16 protein-coding genes are annotated in these 22,048 nt (G+C 72.2%); 3 read left to right on the top strand and 13 right to left on the bottom strand.

Going from position 1 to position 22,048, the window contains the following annotated elements:
* Nucleotides 1–93 precede the first annotated feature (93 nt).
* Together OHA30_RS32860 and OHA30_RS32855 are read left to right on the top strand one after the other, a co-directional pair.
* Nucleotides 94–1,233, top strand: a complete 1,140-nt coding sequence (locus OHA30_RS32860) for a nitric oxide synthase oxygenase (RefSeq protein WP_405784885.1) — start codon at nt 94–96, stop codon at nt 1,231–1,233.
* Nucleotides 1,234–1,533: 300 nt separating this feature from the next.
* On the top strand, nt 1,534–2,640 hold the full coding sequence (locus tag OHA30_RS32855; protein WP_328917512.1) for a GH25 family lysozyme: 1,107 nt from the start codon (nt 1,534–1,536) through the stop codon (nt 2,638–2,640).
* Nucleotides 2,641–3,324: 684 nt separating this feature from the next.
* Here the strand turns inward: OHA30_RS32855 and OHA30_RS32850 are convergent.
* From OHA30_RS32850 to OHA30_RS32790, 13 genes are all read right to left on the bottom strand, one after another.
* Nucleotides 3,325–4,839 (bottom strand): cryptochrome/photolyase family protein, encoded by a 1,515-nt coding sequence (locus tag OHA30_RS32850; protein ID WP_328917511.1) that lies wholly within the window; start codon nt 4,837–4,839, stop codon nt 3,325–3,327.
* Between the two features lie 539 nt (nt 4,840–5,378).
* Entirely contained in the window at nt 5,379–6,287 is a 909-nt protein-coding gene (locus OHA30_RS32845; RefSeq protein WP_328917510.1) for a class I SAM-dependent methyltransferase, read from the bottom strand.
* 254 nt (nt 6,288–6,541) lie between these two features.
* Entirely contained in the window at nt 6,542–7,645 is a 1,104-nt protein-coding gene (locus OHA30_RS32840) for an NAD(P)-dependent alcohol dehydrogenase (RefSeq protein ID WP_328918087.1), read from the bottom strand.
* Between the two features lie 2 nt (nt 7,646–7,647).
* The gene (locus OHA30_RS32835) at nt 7,648–9,051 is read right to left on the bottom strand and encodes an aldehyde dehydrogenase family protein (RefSeq protein WP_328917509.1); all 1,404 of its coding nucleotides are present in this window, start codon (nt 9,049–9,051) and stop codon (nt 7,648–7,650) included.
* 7 nt (nt 9,052–9,058) lie between these two features.
* Entirely contained in the window at nt 9,059–9,811 is a 753-nt protein-coding gene (locus OHA30_RS32830; protein WP_328917508.1) for a (5-formylfuran-3-yl)methyl phosphate synthase, read from the bottom strand.
* A 628-nt stretch (nt 9,812–10,439) separates the two neighbouring features.
* A complete protein-coding gene (locus OHA30_RS32825) occupies nt 10,440–11,120 on the bottom strand; it encodes an N-acetylmannosamine-6-phosphate 2-epimerase (protein ID WP_328917507.1) in 681 nt (226 codons plus the stop codon).
* Entirely contained in the window at nt 11,117–12,214 is a 1,098-nt protein-coding gene (gene nagA, locus OHA30_RS32820) for an N-acetylglucosamine-6-phosphate deacetylase (protein ID WP_328917506.1), read from the bottom strand. Before nagA ends, OHA30_RS32825 begins: the two co-directional genes overlap by 4 nt.
* Complete coding sequence (locus OHA30_RS32815; RefSeq protein WP_328917505.1) at nt 12,211–13,053, bottom strand: GntR family transcriptional regulator; 843 nt, start codon at nt 13,051–13,053, stop codon at nt 12,211–12,213. The genes nagA and OHA30_RS32815 overlap by 4 nt, the downstream gene beginning before the upstream one ends.
* A gap of 98 nt (nt 13,054–13,151) precedes the next feature.
* Complete coding sequence (locus OHA30_RS32810; RefSeq protein ID WP_328917504.1) at nt 13,152–14,177, bottom strand: SIS domain-containing protein; 1,026 nt, start codon at nt 14,175–14,177, stop codon at nt 13,152–13,154.
* Nucleotides 14,174–15,409, bottom strand: coding sequence for a sugar ABC transporter permease (locus OHA30_RS32805; RefSeq protein ID WP_328917503.1), 1,236 nt, complete (start codon nt 15,407–15,409; stop codon nt 14,174–14,176). The genes OHA30_RS32810 and OHA30_RS32805 overlap by 4 nt, the downstream gene beginning before the upstream one ends.
* A 2-nt stretch (nt 15,410–15,411) precedes the next feature.
* Nucleotides 15,412–16,224 (bottom strand): ATP-binding cassette domain-containing protein, encoded by an 813-nt coding sequence (locus OHA30_RS32800; protein ID WP_328917502.1) that lies wholly within the window; start codon nt 16,222–16,224, stop codon nt 15,412–15,414.
* Nucleotides 16,221–17,189: an ROK family protein gene (locus OHA30_RS32795; RefSeq protein WP_328917501.1), complete on the bottom strand. Its 969-nt coding sequence runs from the start codon at nt 17,187–17,189 to the stop codon at nt 16,221–16,223. The genes OHA30_RS32800 and OHA30_RS32795 overlap by 4 nt, the downstream gene beginning before the upstream one ends.
* Nucleotides 17,190–18,305: a substrate-binding domain-containing protein gene (locus tag OHA30_RS32790; protein ID WP_328917500.1), complete on the bottom strand. Its 1,116-nt coding sequence runs from the start codon at nt 18,303–18,305 to the stop codon at nt 17,190–17,192.
* Nucleotides 18,306–18,751: 446 nt separating this feature from the next.
* On the opposite strand from OHA30_RS32790, the gene OHA30_RS32785 reads away from it, so the two are divergent.
* The gene (locus tag OHA30_RS32785; RefSeq protein ID WP_328917499.1) at nt 18,752–21,922 is read left to right on the top strand and encodes a glycosyltransferase; all 3,171 of its coding nucleotides are present in this window, start codon (nt 18,752–18,754) and stop codon (nt 21,920–21,922) included.
* Nucleotides 21,923–22,048: the final 126 nt, after the last annotated feature.

Here is a 22,048-nt window from a genome sequence, read left to right as displayed (position 1 = left end):
GCGCCGGGCCGCCGGAGCGCCACCGCCGAGCCACCAGCCGTGCGCCGCCCAGCGCCGAGCGCGCACGGAACCCCGACCAGGAGAGAACCACCCGTGACCTTCCACCACCCGCGTGCCACGCCGGTCCGCCGCCGTACCGCCGAGCACGGCGCTCTCCTGGAGGCCGCCGGGGACTTCATCCGCCGGTTCGCCGCCGAGGAGCCGGACGCGACCGACCCCCGGCGCAGACTGACGCAGATCGCCGCCGAGGTGGCGGTGTCCGGCACCTACGCGCACACGCCGGCCGAACTGGCCTACGGCGCGCGGGTCGCGTGGCGCAACTCCGAGCGCTGCATCGGCCGCCTGTACTGGAACAACCTGATCGTTCGCGACCTACGGCACCTCGACCACCCCGACGACATCGCCGAGCAGTGCTTCGAGCACCTGCGCATCGCCACCAACAACGGCCGTATACGGCCGGTCATCAGCGTCTTCGCGCCCGACCGGCCGGGCCGGCCGGCGCCGCGGCTGCTGGGCGAGCAGCTCGTGCGCTACGCGGACGACCCACGAAGCGCGGAGCGGACCGCGCTGGCGAGGGAGCTGGGCTGGAAGGGTGGCAACGGCGCCTTCGAGGTGCTGCCGCTGATGGTGCAGACCGCGCCCGGCCGACAGCCGGAGATGTACGAGGTACCCGAGGACGCCGTGCTGGAAGTACCGCTGACCCACCCGGGTCTTCCGGGCTTCGCCGCGCTCGGCCTGCGCTGGTACGCGGTCCCGGCCGTCAGCGACATGTCGCTGGAGATCGGCGGGATCACGTATCCGGCCGCGCCCTTCAACGGCTGGTACATGGGCACCGAGATCGGCTCGCGCAACCTCGGGGACCCCGGCCGCTACAACCTGCTGCCCGTCGTCGCCGCCCTGCTCGGGCTCGACACCGGCAGCGAGCGCACCCTGTGGCGCGACCGGGCCCTGGTGGAGCTGAACCTGGCCGTCCTGCACTCCTTCGGGCAGGCCGGGGTCACGATGGCCGACCACCACACCGAGTCCACCCGCTTCCTGGCCCACGTCGAGCGCGAGAACCGCCACGGCCGCCGCGTGCCGACGGACTGGAGCTGGATCGTCCCCCCGCTGTCGGGCTCGGCGACCGCGGTCTTCCACCGCTACTACGATGCCCCGGACCCCGACCTGCGCCCCGCCTTCGTCCACCGCGCGGCTCCCCAGGACTCCCCCGGCGTCTGCCCCTACCGCCCCTAGCACTCCCTTTGCGGTTCTCCGTCCTTCCTTTCCGGTCAGGGGGCTGCTTTCGCGGCCTGCCGGCCTGACGCAGCGTCAAGGGCCGGGCCCGGTGACGCGGCGCGGCGCCGGCCGACGTGGCGGCGGACCTCCGATCACGCCGACAGCCCGGCAGCCCGTCAGCCCGTCAGCCGACGGCTCGGACCTACCGGAACCCGGACAGTCACCCCCTGTTCCCGTGCGGTTCTTCCACCCCAGGGAGCTACGCGCGTAACATCCCTTACTGACATGGTCATATCAATTCGACTTCGAGGGATGCTCATGCCCCCAACCAGCAGTCTCGTTCGTCGCCTGATCTGCGCCGCAGCTCCCCTGACGGCGACCGCTCTCCTGTTCCTGACGGCCGGTCCGGCGGCCGCCTCCGCGCGGCCGGCCGCGGCCCCCGCGGCCACCGTGCTCACGCACCCCGAGGCGGACTTCGCGGGCGCCGGACTGCACCGGGCTGCCGCCGGCGCACACAGCGCGTCCGCGGCGACGCCGGAGGCGACGCCCGCCGCGGTCGCCGGCCTGCCCGGCCTCGACGTCAGCGACTGGCAGGGGACGGTCAACTGGTCCTCGGTCCACAGCGCGGGGGCCACCTTCGCCTACGTCAAAGCCACCGAGGGGACCACGTACACCAGTCCCTCCTTCAGCGGCCAGTACACCGGCGCCTACAACGCCGGACTGGTCCACGGCGCCTACCACTTCGCCATCCCCAACAACTCCACCGGCGCCGTCCAGGCCGACTACTTCGTCGGGCACGGCGGCGGCTGGTCCGCGGACGGCAGAACCCTGCCGCCGGCCCTGGACATCGAGTACAACCCCTACGGCGCCACCTGCTACGGCCTGAGCCAGAGCGCGATGGTGACCTGGATCAGGAGCTTCAGCGACGAGGTCCACGCCAGGACCGGCCGCTACCCGGCGATCTACACCACCACCGACTGGTGGACCACCTGCACCGGCAACAACAGCGGCTTCGGCGCCACCAACCCGCTGTGGGTCGCCCGCTACACCGGCAGCGTCGGGACACTGCCGGCCGGCTGGTCCGCACAGACCATCTGGCAGTACGCCGACTCCGGCACCTTCCCCGGCGACCAGGACAGCTTCAACGGCAGCGCCGCCGCCCTCACGGCTTTCGCCAAGGGCACCGGCGGCACTCCCCCGCCCCCGCCGCCGTCGGCCGGCTGGCCGACGGTCAAGCAGGGGCAGTCCGGCGAGGCGGTACGGGCGATCCAGTATCTGCTCAACGCGCACGGCACCTCGCTGACCGTGGACGGCCAGTTCGGACCCGGCACCGACACCGCCGTACGCACCTTCCAGTCCGCACACAGCCTCACCGTCGACGGCATCGTCGGCACCAACACCTGGAAAGCGCTCGTCGGCTCGTAACACCCCTGCGCCGCGACCCGCGAACAGGGGTCGGCCCGCCCACCGGGGCCCGAAGGCACGAGGCTCCGGAGTGTGCGGAGAGCACGCTGATCCGATGAGCGGATCGTCATGAGCGTCTGTTTCCCGTCCGCACGGGGAGCCTCATCGGCTCCTGCCCGTCCTGGTCGCCCGATGGACAGCACCTGCCGCCGCCCGATGAACCGGCAGCCCACCGTCCGGGAGTCCCGGCACCGGCCGCAGGGTCGGCGCCGGTGACGACAGCCCCAGACGTATCGGCGACGGTCTCCGATACGTCTGGGGCTGTCGTCGGACCGCCACACGAACGGGGTCCCGGCGAGCTGTCATGAAGAACGCGCACCTGGGCTCAGTACCGGCCGGTCCGCTGCCCGACGCCGCGGGCCCCGGTCGCAGGCCGCGGCCCGCGGCTCCGCGTAGATCTCGCGGACGCCGAGCAGCGCGCGGGCGGGCGTGACGGCGGGGGCGGCGGGCGGCGGCGCGGCGGCGCTGGGGCGAGATCGTCCCGGCCGAAGAGTGCTTCGGACTGCGGCGGCTCGTCGGGGCGGGGCGTCATACCGGCTCAGCGGGTCGGCCGAGTGAGCCGCGTTCCGTGCTCGGCCAAGCCCAACAGGGGGTGGCGTGCACGCGGACCGCCGGAATCCCAGCCGGCTGCTGCCTTCGCACCGCTCATGGCGCCTGTCCACCGCGCGCGGCTGCCTGCTCCAGGAGTTCGGGCAGGTCTCCCAGCCGGTCCAGGCCCTGGACGGCGCGGGCCATCCGGTGGTTGCCGCTCAGCTCCGACCGGTGACGGTGCAGGAACGCCCAGTAGCCCGTGGTGTAGGGACAGGCGTGCTCTCCGACCCGATCCGTGGGCCGGTACGCGCACGGGCCGCACAGGTCACTCATCTTGTGAATGTACGCGCCGCCGGAGGTGTACGGCTTGGTGGTCATGAGCCCGCCGTCGGCGTACTGCGACATGCCGAGGACGTTGGGCAGCATCACCCAGTCATGGCCGTCGACGAAGCAGCGGTGGAACCAGTCCGTGACGGCGGCGGGGTCCCAGCCGTCCTGGAGTGCCCGGCTGCCGAGCACCATGAGCCGCGGGATGTGGTGGGTCCAGCCGGTGTCCCGCACCTGGGCCAGCACTGTGGACAGGCAGTTCGCGGTGACCGCCTCGGCGTCCAGGTCGAGGAACCAGCCGGGCAGCGGCTCACGGTGTCGCAGCGCGTTGCGCCCCCGGTAGTCCTCGCCGAAGTGCCAGTACAGCTGCCAGACGTACTCGCGCCAGCCGGCGATCTGCCGGACGAAACCCTCGACGCTGTTGAGCGGCGCGGCACCGGCACGCCAGACCTTCTCGGCCCGCTCCACGCACTCGGCGGGGTCGAGCAGCCCGAGGTTGAGCGGCGCGGACACCCGGCTGTGGCTCATCACCGGGTCGGCGGCCAGCATGGCGTCCTCGTAGCGGCCGAAGTCCGCCAGCCGGTGGGAAAGGAAGTGGCGCAGCGCAGCCAGCGCCTCCCGCCGGGTGACGGGGAACTCCCGCGGTCCGTCGCCGCCCACGAAGGACACCTCGCCGTCGCGCTCCCACCGGTCGAGGTCGCGGCGGACTTCCGCGTCGATCTCGTCCTCGGCCGGCCTCCACGGTTCCGCCAGGTGCAGTGTGGCGGCCCCGCGCGGCGGGGACTCGCGGTTGTCGTGGTCGAAATTCCACCTGCCGCCGACCGGTTCGCCACCCTCCATGAGCAGACCGTGCTGCGCGCGGACCCACCGGTAGAAACCCTCCATCCGCAGTCCGCCGGCGCCGTGCCCGTCCACCCACCGTGCGAACTCGGCGTGCGGCACCAGAAATCCCCTCGCGGGCAGAACATCGACCCGCTCCAGCGAAGTGACCAGGCCCAGCGCGGCGCGCGAGGTCGGATGGCAGACCGTCACCCGTTCCCTGCCGCGGCCCAGCACCGCGGCCAGCCCTTCCGTGTACGTCCCGGCGCGCACATACCGGACCCGGTCGCCCAGTTCGGCCGCGCGGTGCCGCATGGCGGACAGCACCAGATGCGCCTTTGCCCGATGGAAGCGCCGCCGGCGCAGAACGGAGCGCGCCTCGATCATCACCACGGGAGCGTCCCTGTCAGGTCCGCCGTGCCGCGGATCCAGGAAGTGCGGGCCGAGCTGATCGCCGAAGAGCCAGTGTGTACGGGGGGCCATGGGACGTCCTGCCGGTAGCCGGCCCGGAGTCGCGTCCGCGCGGCCGGCCGGCCGCATATCCGTCCACCGGCGCCATACCCAGGCTACGGCCGCCGGCAGACCTGTGTGCCGCGGCACGCCGACGCCTGCCGCTCACCGACGACGTCGTCGTCCTGCTCGCCCTGCGCGTCCCCGGGCCGGTCGGGCGGCCCGGTGGTCCGCGCGCCCCGCGTGCGGACGGCACGATGCGGGGTGGGGAGACCAGGAGCAGGCCATCGACGGCGGCACCGCGTTGGCGGAGGCAATGTCAGGGGGTTCTCTCGCCGGAACAACAAGGTGGTCGGCAGGAACGGATCTCGGTGTGGTCGGACCCACCCGCGGCGGCGGGGAGGGGCCCGCAGAGGCGGAGGTGAGGTAGCCGAGCAGGTCCGGGTCTGTGCTGTCGGTGGCAAGGGTGTCGAGGCGGCACTGAGCTTCGGCCAGGGCACGGCCGGCCACGTCCGCCGCACGGTCGGCGGACGTGGCCGGCCGACGGCGGACGTGGCCGGCGGACGGTGGCGTCAGGGCCGGGACTTGTTCGCGAACACCCACCGGTTGCCCGCCAGCGCGTCGTTCTGCTCGGGCAGCGGGCCGCGTCCGTGCCGGCGGGTGAAGTCGAAGGGGGTGCGGACCGATGTGGACCAGCCCTTGCCGGCCAGGTCACCCGCGGAGTCGGGCCGCGGTTCTCCATCGAACAGGTTGAGCAGGTCGATGCCGATCTGGTGCTTCGTCGAGGTGTACAGCGGGCTGTCGCGGTAGGCCAGCAAGTCCCTCTCCAGCTTGACCTCGAACGCCAGAGCGCTTCCCTCCGTGCTCAACCGGTCCACCGTGTCGATGAGGTAGGTCTCGGCGGCACTGGGCAGGTAGAACAGCAACCCCTCGGCCAGCCAGACGGTCGGTGCGGCCGTGTCGAAGCCGGCGTCGGTCAGCGCTCCGACCCAGTCGGCGCGCAGATCGATCGGAATCGGTACGCGCGCCGCCTTCGGGGTGGCCGACAGTCCGCCGAGCACCTTGTGCTTGAACGCCAGCACGCTTTCCCTGTCGATCTCGAAGATCACGCAGCCGGGAGGCCAATCGAGGCGGAACGCCCGCGCATCCAAACCCGCCCCGAGCAGGACTACTTGGCGAGCGCTCCCGGCGTGCACCGACCTGAGGAGAAAGTCGTCGAGGGCCCTCGTGCGCAGACCGAAGTACCGCGCGAATCGCCCCCACAGCGGGTTCGCGTCCCCGTCCGGAACCTGTTGCATGCGGACCGGCCAGCTTGCGGACGCCGGTGCGGCGAGCACGAAGTGCTCCGCGTAGATGTCCCGTGCCAGGCTGTCGTGGCGGTGGGTTTCGATCGCCCGTGCCGCGGCGACCAGGAGAGCGGTCAGGCCGACGCCTCCTTCCACGCCTTCCGCACCGGTGTTGCGATGCCCTGTGCCGACCATGTGTCCTCCCGAGTAGAGACCACGAACCGTGAGGAATCGAATGACGGATCCGCGGTGAATGCACGACGTGACAGCCTGAATGACCCGTTCCTCGGGGGCGTACCCGATGGCACGCGGCCCTGCGGCAACTCCCGGCCCACCAGTCCGGTCGGCTCGGCGAAGGCAAGCTCGCCGCGCGGGCCGCCACGGCGGTGCTGTGTAGGTGGCCGCTCGTCAGGTGACTGTCGACCGGATGGCGGCGTTGAACGCCTCGCTCATCGGCAGCTCCCCTCCGGTACCAGGACGGGTTTGACCACAGTGCCCGCGTCGCAGTCGCGTTCGGCCTCGTTGATGTCGGCGAGCGGGTACGTACGGATCAGCTGGTCGAAGGGAAACCGCTCGGCCTGCCACAGGCCGATCAGCCGTGGAATCAGCAGTCCCGGCACCGCGTCCCCCTCACAGATGTGGGAGATCCGCCGGCCCCGGTCCAGCGCCCCGGGTTCGAGCGGCAGCGTGGTGTGCAGCCGTGTCACCAGGCCGAGGTTGCCGGTCGGGCGGAGGGCCCGGAGCGCGTCGTTGATCAGTTGGGCGGAGCCCGTGGTGTCCAGCGCGTACTGCACGCCGCCGTCGGTCAGTCGACGAATGCGGTGGGGCAGATCGGCCGATGCGGCGGACAGCGGGATCGCGCGGAATCGCTCGGCGAGGGCAAGCCGTTCGGGGTGCCGGTCGACGGCCACGGTCACCGCACCGGCGGCGGTGGCCGCCATCACCGCGGCCAGGCCCACCGCTCCCGCGCCGAAGACCGCGATGCTGTCGCCGGGGCCGACACCGAAGGAGTTGAAGACCGCTCCGGCTCCGGTGAGGAAGCCGCAGCCGAGCGGTCCGAGCAGTTCGATGGGCAGCGAGGGATCCACCCGGACGGCGTTGCGGGCCGGGACCACGGCGTACTCGGCGAACGAGGACTGGCCGAACCACCGGGGAGCCAAGGCGCCCCCGGCCGCGTCGGTGAACCGCGGCACGGCCTCCTTGCGCCCTCCGAAGAGGTTGAGCGAGGCGAAGGAGTCACAGTAGGCGGGGGCCGCGCCCATGCAGTTCCGGCAGTGCCCGCAGGAGTCGAAGCTCAGCACGACATGGTCGCCGACGCTCAGGCCGGTGTCCGGGCCGCCCGTCTCCACCACGACCCCGGCCCCCTCGTGGCCGAGCACCGTCGGCAGCGGTGAGCGGCCCGCCGAACGCCGGACCGCGAGATCGGTCCGGCACATCCCGCAGCCCGCGATTTCGACCAGGATCTCGCCATCGGCCGGCCCCGCCTCCAGGATCACCTCCTCGACGGCGAACCGGCTCTCGTACGAGCGCAGTACGGCCGCACCGAACCTCATCGTCACGTCCCCTCCGGACGGTGCACGACGAACGGCCTGAGGTTCCCGTAGAGCCCCCACGGCCCGCCCGCGACGCCGACACCGCTCTCCTTGATGCCCGCGAAGGGCTGGGCGAAGGACAGTTCGGCGTGATGGTTGATCCAGGCCGTCCCGCATTCCAGCCGGTCGGCCACCGCCTCGGCCCGGTCGAGGTCGGTCCCCCATACCGAGCCGCCCAGCCCGAAGCCGGTGTCGTTGGCCGCCTCGACGGCTTCGTCGAGGCTTCCGTACGGCAGCACCGGCAGGACCGGACCGAACTGTTCTTCCGTCACGACCGGGCTGTCGGAGGGGACACCGTCCAGAATCGTCGGGGCGAAGAAGTAGCCCGGTCGGTCCAGCCGGTGGCCGCCGGCCACGGCCCGGGCGCCGTCCGCCAGGGCCCGGGCCGTGTAACGCTCGACCCGGGCCAGCTGGGCGGCGTTGTTGACCGGCCCCAGTTGCGAGCCCGGATCGAGCCCCGGTCCGACGACGGCGGTCTTGGCGCGCTGTGCGAGAGCCTCGACCACTCGGGAATGGAGCCGGGCCGGGGCGTAGACGCGCTTGACCGCCATGCAGACCTGCCCGCAGTTGCGGAACGCCGCCCAGAACAGCCGGTCCGCGATCCGCTCCACCTCCACGTCGTCCAGCAGGATGGCCGCGTCGTTGCCGCCCAGCTCCAGGGTGACCCGGGCGAGCGAGGACGCCGCGCCCTCCGCGACCGCCCGCCCGGTGGGAATCGAACCGGTGAAGGTCACATGGCGGATTCCCGGATGGGACGCGAGGCGGGCGCCGAGGGGTTCGCGGCCGGTGACGATCGTCAGTACGTCCTCGGGAAGAGCTGCGGAGATGACGGACCCCAGCAGCCGGGTGGCGAGGGGCGTGAACGGGGAGGGCTTGAGCACCATCGTGTTGCCCGCGGCGAGCGCGGGCGCGAACTTCGCCGACGCGAGCTGGAGGGGAAGGTTCCACGGGACGATCGCGGCGACGGGTCCGAGCGGCCGCCAGCGGACCTCGCTGCGTACCGGCCGACCGTCGGTGATCGGCTGGCGCCCGGGGTCCAGCTCGGCGAAGTAGCGCAGGCGGGCCGCCGCGCGGGCGACCTCCGCGTACGACTCGGCCAGGGGTTTGCCCTGTTCACGGGTGAGCAGCGGAGCGAGTTCGGCCCCGGCCGCCTCCACGGCGTCGGCTGCGGCGAGCAACGCGGTGGTGCGGGCGGCGGGGTCGGCCCGCCAGCCGCGCCAGGCCGCGTGAGCCCGGTCGACGACGGCGTCCAACTCGTCCGGCTGCTGGTCGGGGGCCTCGTCGAATGCTTCGCCCGCTGCCGGGTCGATGACGGCGAAGCGCCCGCCGCGGGTCCCGGGCGTGCGGCTGGGCTGACGTGTCGGCATGCCGGCGTCAGCTCGCGGCGGCGGCAGCTGCGTACTCGCGGGCATGCCGGTCCATCTCCGCCCGGAAGGCAGCCACCAGCCGTGGCTGAATCTTTCCGGTCCTGCGGTCACCCCCCTCGCAGACCGCCCCACGCACCCCCACGATGTCGGTGCCGATGCGGGTCAGCGCGCCGAGGTCGTCCACCTTGACGCTGCCCGCGAGGGCGGCGAGCAGATCGGCCTCGTGGGCCAGCCGGACGAACTCCGCGCAGACGTCGGGCGGAACGTGGTCGAACAGCCGTGTCCCGTCCTTGATCGCGGTGTCGAGCATGGCCGCGTCGCAGCCGGAACGGCGGGCGATGTCGGGCAGCGCGAGCGGGTTGACGCAGCCGATCCGGTCGGCGTCGGCGTAGCCCGAGGCGACGACGAACGCTTCCGGCCGGTAGTCCTTCACCGCCCGGACCACCCCTCGCATGACCTCGATGGCCTGTTCGGGCGTCGTGCACCCGTAGAGGCCGACCTTGATGTACGAGGCTCCGGAGACAGCGGCACCGAGCGCCGCCTGGGCCACCGTGCCGGGCTTGTACGGTACGTCCCCCACGGTGGCGGACACCGGCTTTTCCGCCGGGACCGCATCGCGGATTTCCCTGATGACCCACGGGAAGTTCGCGCCGAGCGAGCCTTCGTCGGGCTTCTTGACATCGACGATGTCGAGGTACTCCGCTGCCTTCGCGCAGTCGAGAGCCTCCTCGACGCTGTCCGGGGAGATGAGGAGCAACAAAGTGGATTCCTTCCACCGCGTGTCCACCCGCCAAGAGGCCGGTGTGCGGAGTCGCCTGGATCAGGTGCGGTCCGCTCATCATCGCTGCGGCCCGTGTCCGTCGGCAGGGCGCGCGGAGCCCGAACGGATCATTGACACGATGTGTCCGCGCCCCCCGGCGCGCCGTCCACGCCGGCGCGAACCGCCGCGCGCGGGCGGGCGCCTGCCGGACGCTCCGTGGACAGATCGGCCGGGGCACCACCGCCGCGGTGTGCAGTCGGCAAAAGGCCCTGCGGTCGGTCCGACCAGGTCGAAGTCCATACGCGTGCCCCTCGGTGTCCACGCGAGGGCCGCGGATCCCGGCGGCGGACCGCGGCACGGCCGAACCCGGGCACCGCGGCGCCGCCCGAAGCACCCCGGCCGTCGCCCCGGGTTCGGCACCGTCGCCACTGACCCCGGCAACCGGCGGGCGGCACACGGCTGCTGAACGGCTTCGGTTTCCACCCCGACCCGGCCGGCCCGACCGGTACGGGCTCGCCCCGCAGCAGGGCGACGGACGCGAAAGCGGCGCCCGAGCTGTCGCCCTGCTCCGTAAGGCCACGGCCAGGAGCCCCTTCGGCGGGGTTCCTGGCCGGGTTCGCATGCCGGGCTACGGAGTGGTGGCGTACGCCGCGCCGGCGAAACGGGCAGTCAGCCAGACGGGGTCGACGATGGCCGAGCCGACCACGACGGCGTGCGCGCCCGCGTCAATGGCCGCGCGCACGTCGTCCGGCGTCGAGTAGCCGCGCTCGGCGACGACCGGCACCCCGGCGGCGGCCACGAGGGTCGCCACGAGCCCGAGGTCGGGCAGCGGGCCGGTGTTCGCCTTGGCGGGGTAGCCCATCGTCGACGAGCTCACCAGCGCGGCGCCCGCCTCCACGGCGGTGCGCGCGTCGTCGATCCCCGGCACACCCGCCTTGACCGGCCTGCCGAGCGCGACGAACGACGCGACCAGCTCGGACAGGTCCTGCCCGTCGTGGCGACGCGCGGCCGAGTCCGCCTCCAGTTCGACGACGTCGGCGCCGGCGTCCACCAGCGCGGCCGCGTGGTCCCGCGTCGGCGTGATGCGGACGACCCCGCCGTGCGAGCCGTCGATGCTGACAGCGAGCACGGGGAAGCCGGGGAGGGCGCGCTTCACGGCGCGCACGGCGTCCGGGCCGTCCATCTTCACGGCGACGGCGCCGCCGGCCTGCGCGGCGGCGGCGAGCCGGACGACGTCGTCGATGTGCTGCCAGGGCGACTGCGGCGACGGGGTGAGCGAGACGATCAGCCCGCGGGGAAGGAGGTTCACGCCGCGAACTCCTCTCCGCCGACCAGGACGCGCTCGACGGCGACGTTCTCGTCGGTCACGATCAGGTCGGCCGGGCCGCCGAGGGTCAGCTCCCCCGCGCCGGTGAGCCCGTAGAAGCGGGCGGGCGCGCGGCTGGCCAGGTTCACCGCGCGGTCGACGGGCCAGTCGTGCTCGACGAGCTTGCGCACCTGCTGAAGCAGCGTCACCGTGCTGCCGGCGAGGGTGCCGTCGGGCAGGCGCGGCACGCCCTCGGTGACCGTGACCGTGAAGCCGCCCACGGTGAAGGCGCCGTCGCCCGCCCCGGCGGGGGACGCGGCGTCGGTGACGAGCATGATGCGGTGCTCGGCGGCCTTGAGCGCGAACAGCGAGGTCTCGCGCGCCAGGTGGATGTCGTCGGCGATGAGCTGGATGGCGACCTCCTCCCGGTTGAGCGTCGCGCCCGCGATGCCGGGGGCGCGGTGGCTGAACGCGATCATCCCGTTGAACAGGTGCGTGACCGCGCGGGCGCCCGCGTCGAAGCCCGCGTACGCGGTCGCCGTGTCGGCGCCCGAGTGCCCGGCCTGCACGATCACCCCTTCCCGGGCGGCCCAGGCGATCAGCTCCAGCGCGCCGGGCAGTTCGGGGGCGACGGTGATCGTGCGCAGCGGCCCGGCGTCGAGGAACCGCCGCACGACGCCGATGTCGGGGTCGCGGAGGTACTCGGTGCGGTGCACGCCGCGGTGGTGCGGGGACAGGAACGGGCCCTCGGCGTGCACGCCCACGACCTTCGCGCCGCGCGGCGCCGACTCCTGGAGCTTGCCGAGCACGCGGAGCTGCCGGACCACGTTGTCCGCGGAGTCGGTGATGACGGTGGGCTGTACGTGGAAGACGCCGTCCCGGGTGAGCGCCGCGAACGCCCGCTCGAACTCCTCGGCCGTCGCCGCGTTGAAGTCGACCCCGCCGTACCCGTTGACCTGTAGGTCCACCAGGCCGGGCAGAACGTACCCCGTGCCGGTCGACGGCAGGCCGGCGCGTACCAGCCGTCCGTCGTCGACCTCGACGTCGCCCTTCACCCAGGCGCCGGCGATGACGGCGCCACGTGCGGAAACTCTCATGGATACAACCTCGCTATGTGCGGTACGGCGCCGCGGCCGGTCGGCTCCGCGGCGGTTGGGGGGCGGTGCGCGCGGCCGGCCTGGCCCTGGAGGGCGGCGCGGAAGCGGTAGCGGTCGCCGCGGTAGACGCTGCGGCACCACTGCACGACCCGGCGGTTCTCGTCGAACGTGGTCTGGACGATCTCCAGGATGGGGTCGCCCGGGGCAAGGCCGAGGCTTTCGGCGATCTCGGCGGACGCGCCGCGCGCTTCGATGACGCAATCGGCTCTGACCGCGTGCAGGCCGTACTGCTCGGCGAGCGTGCGGTAGAGGGAAGCGGTCGTGAAATCGTGTTCGCCCAGTCCGGGCGCCAGGCCCTCCGGGATGAGCGAGAAGTCGATCAGGGTGGGGATGCCGTCGAGGTGCCGCAGCCGGACCAGTTCGACGATGGGAGCACCCGGCGCGACACCCAGCAGGTCCGCCTCGTCGAGCGAACTCGCGCGAGTGAGGCACTTCAACACTTTCGAACTGGACGTCAGGCCGTTCGCGGACGCGAGGTCCGAGAAGCTCACGAGCCCGGTGGCGCCCTCCTCGATCGACTCCGCCTCCGGCTCGGCGGGCCGGAGCGAGGCCGGCGCCGACGTCTCTCCCCGCACCCACCGGGCACCCGCGATGACCTTGACCAGACCGGCCACCTCCAGGTCCTTCAATGCCTGGCGGACGGTGACCCGGCTGACGTCGAACTGCTCAGCGAGAACCCGCTCGGAGGGCATTCTCGAACCGGGGGCGATCACCCCCGATTCGATGCGTTCCCTGAGGTGCTGCGCCACCTTACGGTGCAGTGCTGGCGAAGTAGACATAGCCCCGATTGTGTCCGTTGGATTGATGGGGAGAGACGTATTCGGCGCCCGTGCCGTACGGTGCCGAGGCGGTCGTCCGGCGGCCGGGCCTGTGGCGGCTATTCGCCGTCGTCGAGCTTGGTGCCCGTGTCGAGGAAGAGGAACTCGTCGGGGTCGATCCCCCGCGCCCGCGCCGCGCGCAGCGCCACCTGTTGCAGCAGCGCCGCCACGAAGATCGGAATCTCCAGGGGGCCGCGCGCCTCGACCGGCACGACCAGGGTCCGCTCGCCGTGGGTGACGGGAGCGCCGGTGCGCAGCTCGACGATCTGACGGCCGAGCGAGCCGAGGGCCCGGACGATCTGCCCGTCGTCGGGACCGTCGAGAACGATGTGCAGGGTCGAGGGGTGGGTCGACTCCATCAGCCCGTGCAGGTACTGCCGTGTCTCGAACGACGCGGCGGGCACCCGCGTCACCTCGCGCAGCAGCAGCGCGCCGCCTTCGGCCGCTCCGTACTGGTCCGCCGGCGCCACCAGGTCGATGATCGACGCGGCCGACAGCCGGTCCGCGATCTCCTCGGCCTGTGCGGAGGTCACCGTGAGGAATCCGGCCAGCCGCTCCCCCAGGCTGAGCCACGACGCGGACGGTTCGCCGTCGGTCCAGGTCTCGGCGAGCATCGACACGGCCATCGCCGAGGCGGTGAAGCCGATCGTCGAGGCGAGGCTGTCGGGCAGGTCGCCGAGTGTGAGCACCGAGTCGGCGGCGGAGGCCATCGGTGAGTCGGTGACGTTGACGACCGCGAGTTTGCGGCCCGGGGCCGCGCGTATCACGTCGACCGTCTCGCGGCTGCGGCCCGACTGCGACAGCGCGATGAGCGTGGCGTTCTCGTCGAACGGCCCCGCCTCGGCCGCGTTGAGCCGGACACTCGGGATGCCGTGTGCCGACAGGTGGGCGACCGGCGCGGCGAGCGCCGCGAGGCTCGCGCCGATGCCGATGAAAGTGGCCCGGTCGGGCCGGCCGACGGCGCTCGCCGCGGCGAGCGCCCGCTCGCGCAGCACCGGGGCGATTTCGGTGAGCCGGTCGGTCTGGTCCACCACGCCCTCCTTGAAGGGGACGAAACCCTGTCGCAGAAACGCGTTGACGCTCATCGGCCGCTAGCCGCCCTTCCTCGTCGTGCCAGGGAATCGATCACGACGGCGGCGACGAGGACAGTGCCGGTGATCACGTACTTGACGGCGGAGGTCTGGTTGAGCAGATCCATGCCGTTGGACACCGCTCCGATGACGAGCATGCCGAGCAGCGCGGAGTATGCGCTGCCGCGCCCGCCGAACAGGCTTGTGCCGCCGATGACCGCGGCGGCGATCGCGTTCAGCAGCACGTCGCTGCCGCCGCTGGCCTGGTTGACCGCGAACAGGCGCGAGGCCGCGAGCACACCGCCGAAGGCCGCGAGCGACGAGGCGATCGTGAACGCGATGACCTTGACCGTGCCGACCTGGATGCCGGCGCGCCGGGCCGCCTCGGCGTTGCCGCCGACGGCGAACAGCTTGCGGCCGAACGTCGTGCCGCGCAGCAGCACGTCGACCATCACCACGAGCCCGACGAAGATGATCAGCGACAGCGGGATGCCGTGCCACTGCGCGAAGACGGTTGTCGCCGCGAGGATCAGAGCCGTGATCACGGACGCGCGCACGAGGCCCCCGGTGAGGGGTCGCACGGTCAGACCGCGCTCCAGCCGCCGCCTGGCGGTGAGGAACGTCCTGCCGAACGCGGCCACCGCGTAGAGGAGGGCGATCACGTAGCCGATCCACGCCGGGAGCGTGGTGTTGGCGAGCGAGGCGATCGCGCCGTTGTAGGGGATGTTGATCGTGCCCTGGTTGCCGAGGACGAGGAGCTGGCCGCCCTGCCAGGCGAGCAGTCCGCCCAGGGTCAGCACGAACGACGGAACGCCGAGCTTGGTGAAGATGAACCCGTGGAACAGGCCGATCGCGGCGCCGAACACGATCGCCAGGACGATCGCGAGGACCGGCGGCCAACCCATGTTGATGCTCAGCACGACCATGGCGGCGGAGGTGATCCCGCTCACCGATCCGGCGGAGAGGTCGATCTCCCCGATGATCAGGACGAACACGATGCCGAGCGCGATGACGCCGGTCGAGGCGATCTGCAGGCTCAGGTTGGACAGGTTCTGCGGCGAGAGGAACCGCCCGTTCGCGATCTGGAAGACCAGCGAGATGACGACGAGGCCGAGGACGACGGGCAGCGGTCCGAAGTCACCGGTGCGCAGGCGCTGGAGGCGCTCGCGCGCCCAGTTCCCCTCCGATGGCGGTCCGGGCGGCAGGACAGTGCCCTGCGCGCGGCCGGTGGCGGTGTTCGTGGTCACGGTCATCCTTCCTCGGCCCGGTCGCGGCGCCGCTTCCGGCGCTTTTGGGCACTGCTGTCGGCGACGCCCGTGATGGCGGCGACGACCTGCTCTTCTGTGGTCCCCTCGACGGGGAACTCGGTGACGCTGCGCCCGAGCCGCAGGCAGACGATCCGGTCCGCCACGTCGAAGACGTCGGCGAGGTTGTGGCTCACCATGAGGACGGCGTGCCCCTCGGCGCGCAGCCGCTCGATGAGTTCGAGCACTTCGGCGGTCTGCTCGACGCCGAGCGCCGCGGTGGGCTCGTCCAGGATGACCATGCGCGGCTCACCGAGCAGGGACCGCGCGATGGCGACCGACTGGCGCTGCCCGCCCGAAAGCGACGAGACGGGTGCGCGCAGGTCCTTGATCTTGACGGAGAGCCGCTTGAGCAGCCCGACGGCGATCTGCTCCATGTCGAGCGCGCTCAGGAAGCCCCCGTGGTGCTTCTCGCGCCCGAGGAACAGGTTGGCGACGATGTCGAGGTTGTCGCACAGCGCGAGGTCCTGGTAGACGGTCGCGATACCGAGGCGCGTCGAGTCCATAGGCTTGCGCGGGGACACCGGTCGGCCGTTCACCGCCATGGTGCCGCCGTCGCGGGGGTGGGCGCCGGCGATCGTCTTGATCAGGGTGGACTTGCCGGCCCCGTTGTCGCCGACGAGCGCCACGACCTCTCCTGCGGCGACGCTCATGCTGACGTCGCTGAGCGCCTGCACGGCGCCGAAGCTCTTGCTGATGTGCTCCAACTGGAGCACGGGCGGCGGATGTTCTCCCGCCCTTTCAACGGTCGGTGTCATCGGCGGTTGCCTTTCATGCCGGGTCGGTCCGCCGCGGCGGCGACCGCGATCGGCTTGGCGAGGTGCCACGCGGCCGCGCCGGCGAGGCCGGCGTCGTCACCGCACAGGGCGGCGCGTACCTCGACGTCCCAGGAGACGTGCGAGGCCGCGGTGTCGCGGATGCGACGGTCGAGTTCGTCGAGAAGGTGGGCGCCGGCCGCGCGGGCGACCCCGCCGCCGACCACCAGTACGTCGGGCGAGACGACGTGGCACAGGAGGATCGCGGCGGCGGCCGCCGCGTCGGCGATGTCGGCGAGCGCGCCGGCCGCCAGCTCGCGGGCGTGCCGCGTCTTCGGTCCGGTGCCGGTTCCGGAGGCAAGCTCGGTCAAGGCGCGGTAGTCGACGTCCCTGCCGAGTTCACGCGCGACCTCGCGCACGCGCTGTCCCGAGCCGAGGTCCTCGATCATGGGACGTCCGGCGCCGAGCAGGTGCAGGAAGCCGATCTGGAACCCCGACACGCGTCCCGACAGCACGCGGCCGTCGCTCACCACCGCCGCGCCGACCCCCGTCGAGAGGGTGAGATAGGCCGTCGTCCCGGTGGTGGATCCGGCGCCGAAGTACGTCTCGCCGATCGCGGCCAGTTCGGCGTCACCGGCCAGCTCGACGGCCAGTCCGGTGGCCTCGGCGAGGTACGCGGCGGACAGACGGCCGAGGTCGGTGGACGGCAGGTTCCGCGCCACGTGCAGACGGCCCTGGACGTGGTCCACCCGTCCCGGCAGGCCGACGACCGCCGAGACGGCGTCCGTACCGGCCGCGACCCGAGCCATGAGGTCGGCGACCTGCTCGTGCGCCGCGCCGTGCCGGACGGGCTCCTTGAGCCGGGCGGTCAGGACACCGCTTCGGTCGACGAGCGCCGCGCGGGCCGTGGTGCCGCCCAGGTCGACTGCCACGACCCGGGCGGCATCGCTGGTGGGGAAGGAGGTCACTTAGCGGAGTCCCGCCTTGACGCACGCCTTCTGGTAGTCGGCCGTGCAGATCTGGTCGACGGTCAGATAGCCGCTGTCGAGCAGGATCTCCTTCATGTTCTCCATCGTCACGGCGATGGATTCGAGCAGGTAGGCGGGCACCTTGTGAGCGCCGTCGTCGACGGTGCCGTTGAGCAGCTCACCGGAGGGCTGCTTCCCGCTGGCGAGCGCGGCGGCCGCCTTGGCGCCGATCCGCGCCTCGGTCTCGACCGGGAGGTACGTGCTCTCGTACAGGTCGCCGGCCACCATGTTCTGGATGGCGTCGAGTTGCGTGTCCAGACCCGTGACGGGCGGCATCGGGTTGACGCCGGCGCTCTTCAGCGCGGCGACGACACCGGTGGCCATGCCGTCGTTGCCCGCGTAGACGCCGGCGATGTGGGACGCGCCCAGCTTGGTGATGGCCTGCTGCATCTGGTTCTGCGCGTTGGCGGCCGACCAGCCCTTGGTGTCGTACTCGGCGGCGACGGTGAAGCCGGACTTGTCGACGGCGCTGTGCGCGCCTTCCTTCTCCGGCTTGGCGCCCGAGTCGACGGGGTCGCCGTTCATCATGACGACGTTGCCGGAGGTCTTGCCGTCCTTCTTCAGCTTGTCGAGCAGCGACTGCATGCCGACGGCGCCCTGCTGGACGTTGTCGAACTTCACTCCGTAGTCCACGCCCGCGTTGTAGATGACGCGGTCGTAGCTCATGACCTTCGCGCCCTGCTTGCGGGCGCCGGCGACCACGGCCCCGGCGGCGTTGGAGTCGACGGGGTCGATCACCAGCACGCTCGCCCCCTCGGTCAGCGCCGACTCGGCCTGGCTGAGCTGCTTGCCGGCGTCCCCGGCCGCGTTGTAGTACCGGAGCTGACATGTGGGGCAGCTCTCCGCGAGCTGCTTCTCGAACGTCGGCTTGTCCCGCGCCTCGTACCGGGCGGTCGCGTTCTCCGGGAGCAGAAGCGCGACGATCGGGTTCTTCTTGGCGTTGCCGGCGGTGTGGCTCCCGGTCGAGCCGGACGCTCCGTCCGTTCCGTCGGATCCGCCCGACGCGCAGGAGGCCAGTACGAGGGCTCCGACCGCGGCCACCGCCGCAACAGCCATGCGTCTGCGGCGTGAAGGAGAAGTAACGTTCATGGGAGTTTCATCCACCTCTGGGCCATTTGTAGCGGGGTGAGGTGAACCACGCTAGAACTGGTAGCGACCGCTGGTCAATCCTTTGGTATTACAGCTCGATAACCTAAGTAGACCACTGGTATTACCCGCTCCTGGCCAGGGAATCTTCAACTGGCCCAACCGCAAGCCCTGTAGCGGTCGACCTCCGCGCCCGCCGCGCCCCCTGCGGCGGACCCCTCGCGGCCTACTTCTGGTCCGAACCAGCGGTCGCATGCCATGACGGCCCGCTCACCGGCGGATCGACCCCGACACGGCGCGCATCACAAGCCAGGCCAAACCTGATGATCCAGTATAAAAACAGGGAGAAACGCCCTCTACGATGTGCGAATCGCCGGGGGCCGCGGCTCGGCCAAGGGGAAAGTGCGGGAAACAGCGTGTCGCTCAAGGTCACCGTGGTGGTGCCCACCTACAACTCCGGCGTCCTCATCGAGCCCCTGATCGACGCGATGAAGCGGCAGACGCTGCCGGCCGACGAATTCGAGGTGCTCTTCGTCGACGACGGCTCCACGGACACCACCCCCGACCGGCTGGAGGAACTGGCCGCCCGCGACCCGCTCTTCCGTCTGATCCGGCTGGCCAACTCCGGCTGGCCCGGCCATCCGCGCAATGTCGCCATCGAAGCGGCCCGCGGCGAGTACATCCAGTTCGTCGACCACGACGACCGCATGGGTCCCGAGGCACTGGAGCGGATGTACGCGATGGGCCGGCGCAACGGCTCGGACATCGTCATCGGCAAGGTCACCATCACGCACCGGCTGCGGGGCGCCCCGCACGGCCTGATGAAGCGCAACCGCGAGTCGGTCACGTACAAGAGCGCCGCCCTGCACGACAGCCTCACGGTCCACAAGATGTACCGCACGCGATACCTGCGTGAGCAGGGGATCCTTTTCCCCGTGGGCCATTACGTCGGCGAGGACCTGCTGTTCATGGTGCCCGCCGTCCTGCGGGCCGGCTCGGTGTCGATCGTCGGCGACTACCCCTGCTACTTCTACCTGGAGCGCGAGGACGGCGGCCACGCCACCCCCACGCGGCTCGACCCGGCCGGCTACTCCGGCAATCTGCGCGAGATCTTCGACGCGCTGCTCGCCGAGACCGGGCCCGGACCCGTACGCGACACCTGGCTGCGCCGCTTCTGGCGCGCCGACCTGGTGAAATACCTCAGCGAGCCCATCTTCCTGGACTACCCCGACGACTCCTACCGCGATGAACTCCTCCAGGCGCTGCGCGCGGTCGCCGCGGACTACCTCACCGAGGGCGTGTACGAGGGCCTGACCGGTCTGGAGCGCCCCCGGGCCGTGCTGGTCCGGGCGGGCCGGACCGCGGCGGTGACCGAACTCGCCCGCCGGGGCGCGACCCTCGTGGGCCACGCCCACCTCACCTCGGCGTACTGGCACCGCGACAGGCTGCGGCTGGCCTTCGACGCCCACTTCACCTACGGGGCCGAGGGGGAGCCGATCACCGTCGAACGGCACGGCGACCGCTGCCTTCTCCATCCGGCCCTCATCAAGGGCCTGGGCCCGGGCCCGGACGACGGTCCCGGCCTCGGCCCGGTCGACATCACCGACGATCTCCAGCGCTTCCGGGTGGACGTCTTCCTGCGCCACCGCGGGACGGCGGTCACGTGGATGCTCCCCCGTGATCTGGACCTCCACTGGGAGGAACTGCCCGGCACCGCTCCCGACGGGTCCCTACGGCTGCGCCCGGTGATCCGCACGACCGCGGCGGTCGATCCGCGCCGGGCGGCCGGCGGCGGGGCCCCGGACGAGGGGGTGTGGGAACTCCAGGTCCGGGTGCTGGGCCCCGGTCTGGACCGGCACACCGATCTGACGGCGACGCCCGCCTCGCCGCCGATCCCGGCAGGCGCGGTCGCCGGCGTCCGGGTCACCGCGGCGGAACCGGCCGGCGGCGCGGGGCTCGCCCTGCGGGTCGAGGCCGGCGACGAGCCGGCGGCGGGGGACGCGGGGGCCCCGGCGGACGCTCCCCTGGTCAGCGTCGTGCTGCCGGCGGGCGACGACGCCGAGCAACTCGCCGTGAGCCTGGCCTCCCTGACCGCCCAGTCGTGGCGGGACGACGCGTACGAGGTCCTGCTCGTCGCCGACGCCTCCCAACCGGTCCCCGCGCCGCTGCCCTCCCCCGTCCGCCTCGTCCCCCACGACGGTACCGACCCGCGCGACACCGGGGCCGCCGCCGCCCGCGGCACCTACCTGTTCTTCCTCAGGCCCGGCGACCGGCTCGGCGATCAGGCGCTGCGACGGATGTACGACTACGGCCTCGCACACGACGCCGATGTGGTCGCGGGCAAGCCCGCCGGGGCCAAAAGGCGTTCCGTACCGAAGGAGTTGTACGCCCGGGACCGCCCGTCCGCCACCCTGGCCAAGGACCCGCTGGCCAACAGCCTCACCGCCGACAAGCTCTTCGACCGGGCGATGATCCAGCGGCACGGCCTGCGCTTCGGGGCGTCACCGCACCCCCTGGCCGAGCAGGCGTTCACGGCGGAGGCGATGCTGCGCGCCCGGCGGACCGCCGTCCTCGGCTCGTACCTCTGCTGCTCCTACGCACCGGCCGCCAAGGCCGCCGACTTCGTACCCGGCCCGTACTACGCGGGGCTGCGCGCGATGCTCACGACCGTCGACCGGCTCACCGAGCCGGGCCCCGCGCGCGACCGGCTGCACCAGCGCTGGCTGCGGGTGGAGATGCTGGAGAAGCTCGGCGGGACCCGGCTGCCCGACCTGGACGACGCCGGGCGCCGCGAACTGCTCGGTGAGATCCGTACCACCCTGGACGGGTATGTCTCGCCGACCGCGACCGCCGGACTCTCCGGCCGGCAGCGGGTGACCCTCGCCCTCGTGGCCGAGGACCGCGTCGACGACCTGCTCGAACTCACCCGCTGGGAAGGCACGGCGGGCTGCCGGCTGCTGCTGCGTGACGCCCGGTGGCTGGCCGACGGCACCTTCGAGGTGGACTTCACCGCGCGGCCGGTCGCCGACGGCCGGCCCCTCGAACTCCTCGCCGGTGAGGACCGGATCGGCCCGCTGTCGCTGTCGGCCGGACTCCGTGCGCGGCTCGCCGCCCAGCCGCTCACCGGACCCGCGCAACCGGCCAGGGCCAAGGCCGTGTTGGTGCTGCGCGAACGCGCGACGGGGGCGCAGTACCCGCTGACCACGACGTGCGAGGTGGTCAGGGAGCCCGGGGAGGAGGGCATGGAGAGGCTGCTGGTGACCGGCCGGGCCGCGTTCGACCCGGCGACGGTGGTCTCCGGCACGGCGCTCACGGACGGCGCCTGGGACTTCCACGTCCGCCTGACCGCCCTGGGCTGGACCAGGACCGCCCGCCTCGGCGCCGACCGCCCGGCAGAGCCCGCCCTCACCCTCGCGCCACGGCCCCACCCGGACGGGAACGGCCGTACGGTGACGCCCTACTGGACGAAGCCCCAGCAGGATCTGTCCCTGCGCGTCGGCCGGCCGAAGCCCACGGCGACCGCTCCGGCGTCGCCGCATCGCGGGCTGGTCACCCGAGCGCTGGGCAAACTCCGGCGACGGGCATGAGGAGCTGAATCTCCGCCGAGCCGCCGAAGGCGCCGACCGTCGAGGCGGCGGGGCCGTCCTCGCCGTGTCCGGCCGCGACGGTTTCGTCCAGGCGGTCGCGGACGGCCTGGAGCAGTGAGCCGGGGG

The sequence above is a fragment of the Streptomyces sp. NBC_00223 genome, assembly GCF_036199905.1.
Lineage (GTDB): Bacteria > Actinomycetota > Actinomycetes > Streptomycetales > Streptomycetaceae > Actinacidiphila.
Note: the sequence above shows the minus strand (reverse complement) of the source record. Positions and strands in the feature narration are given on the sequence as shown.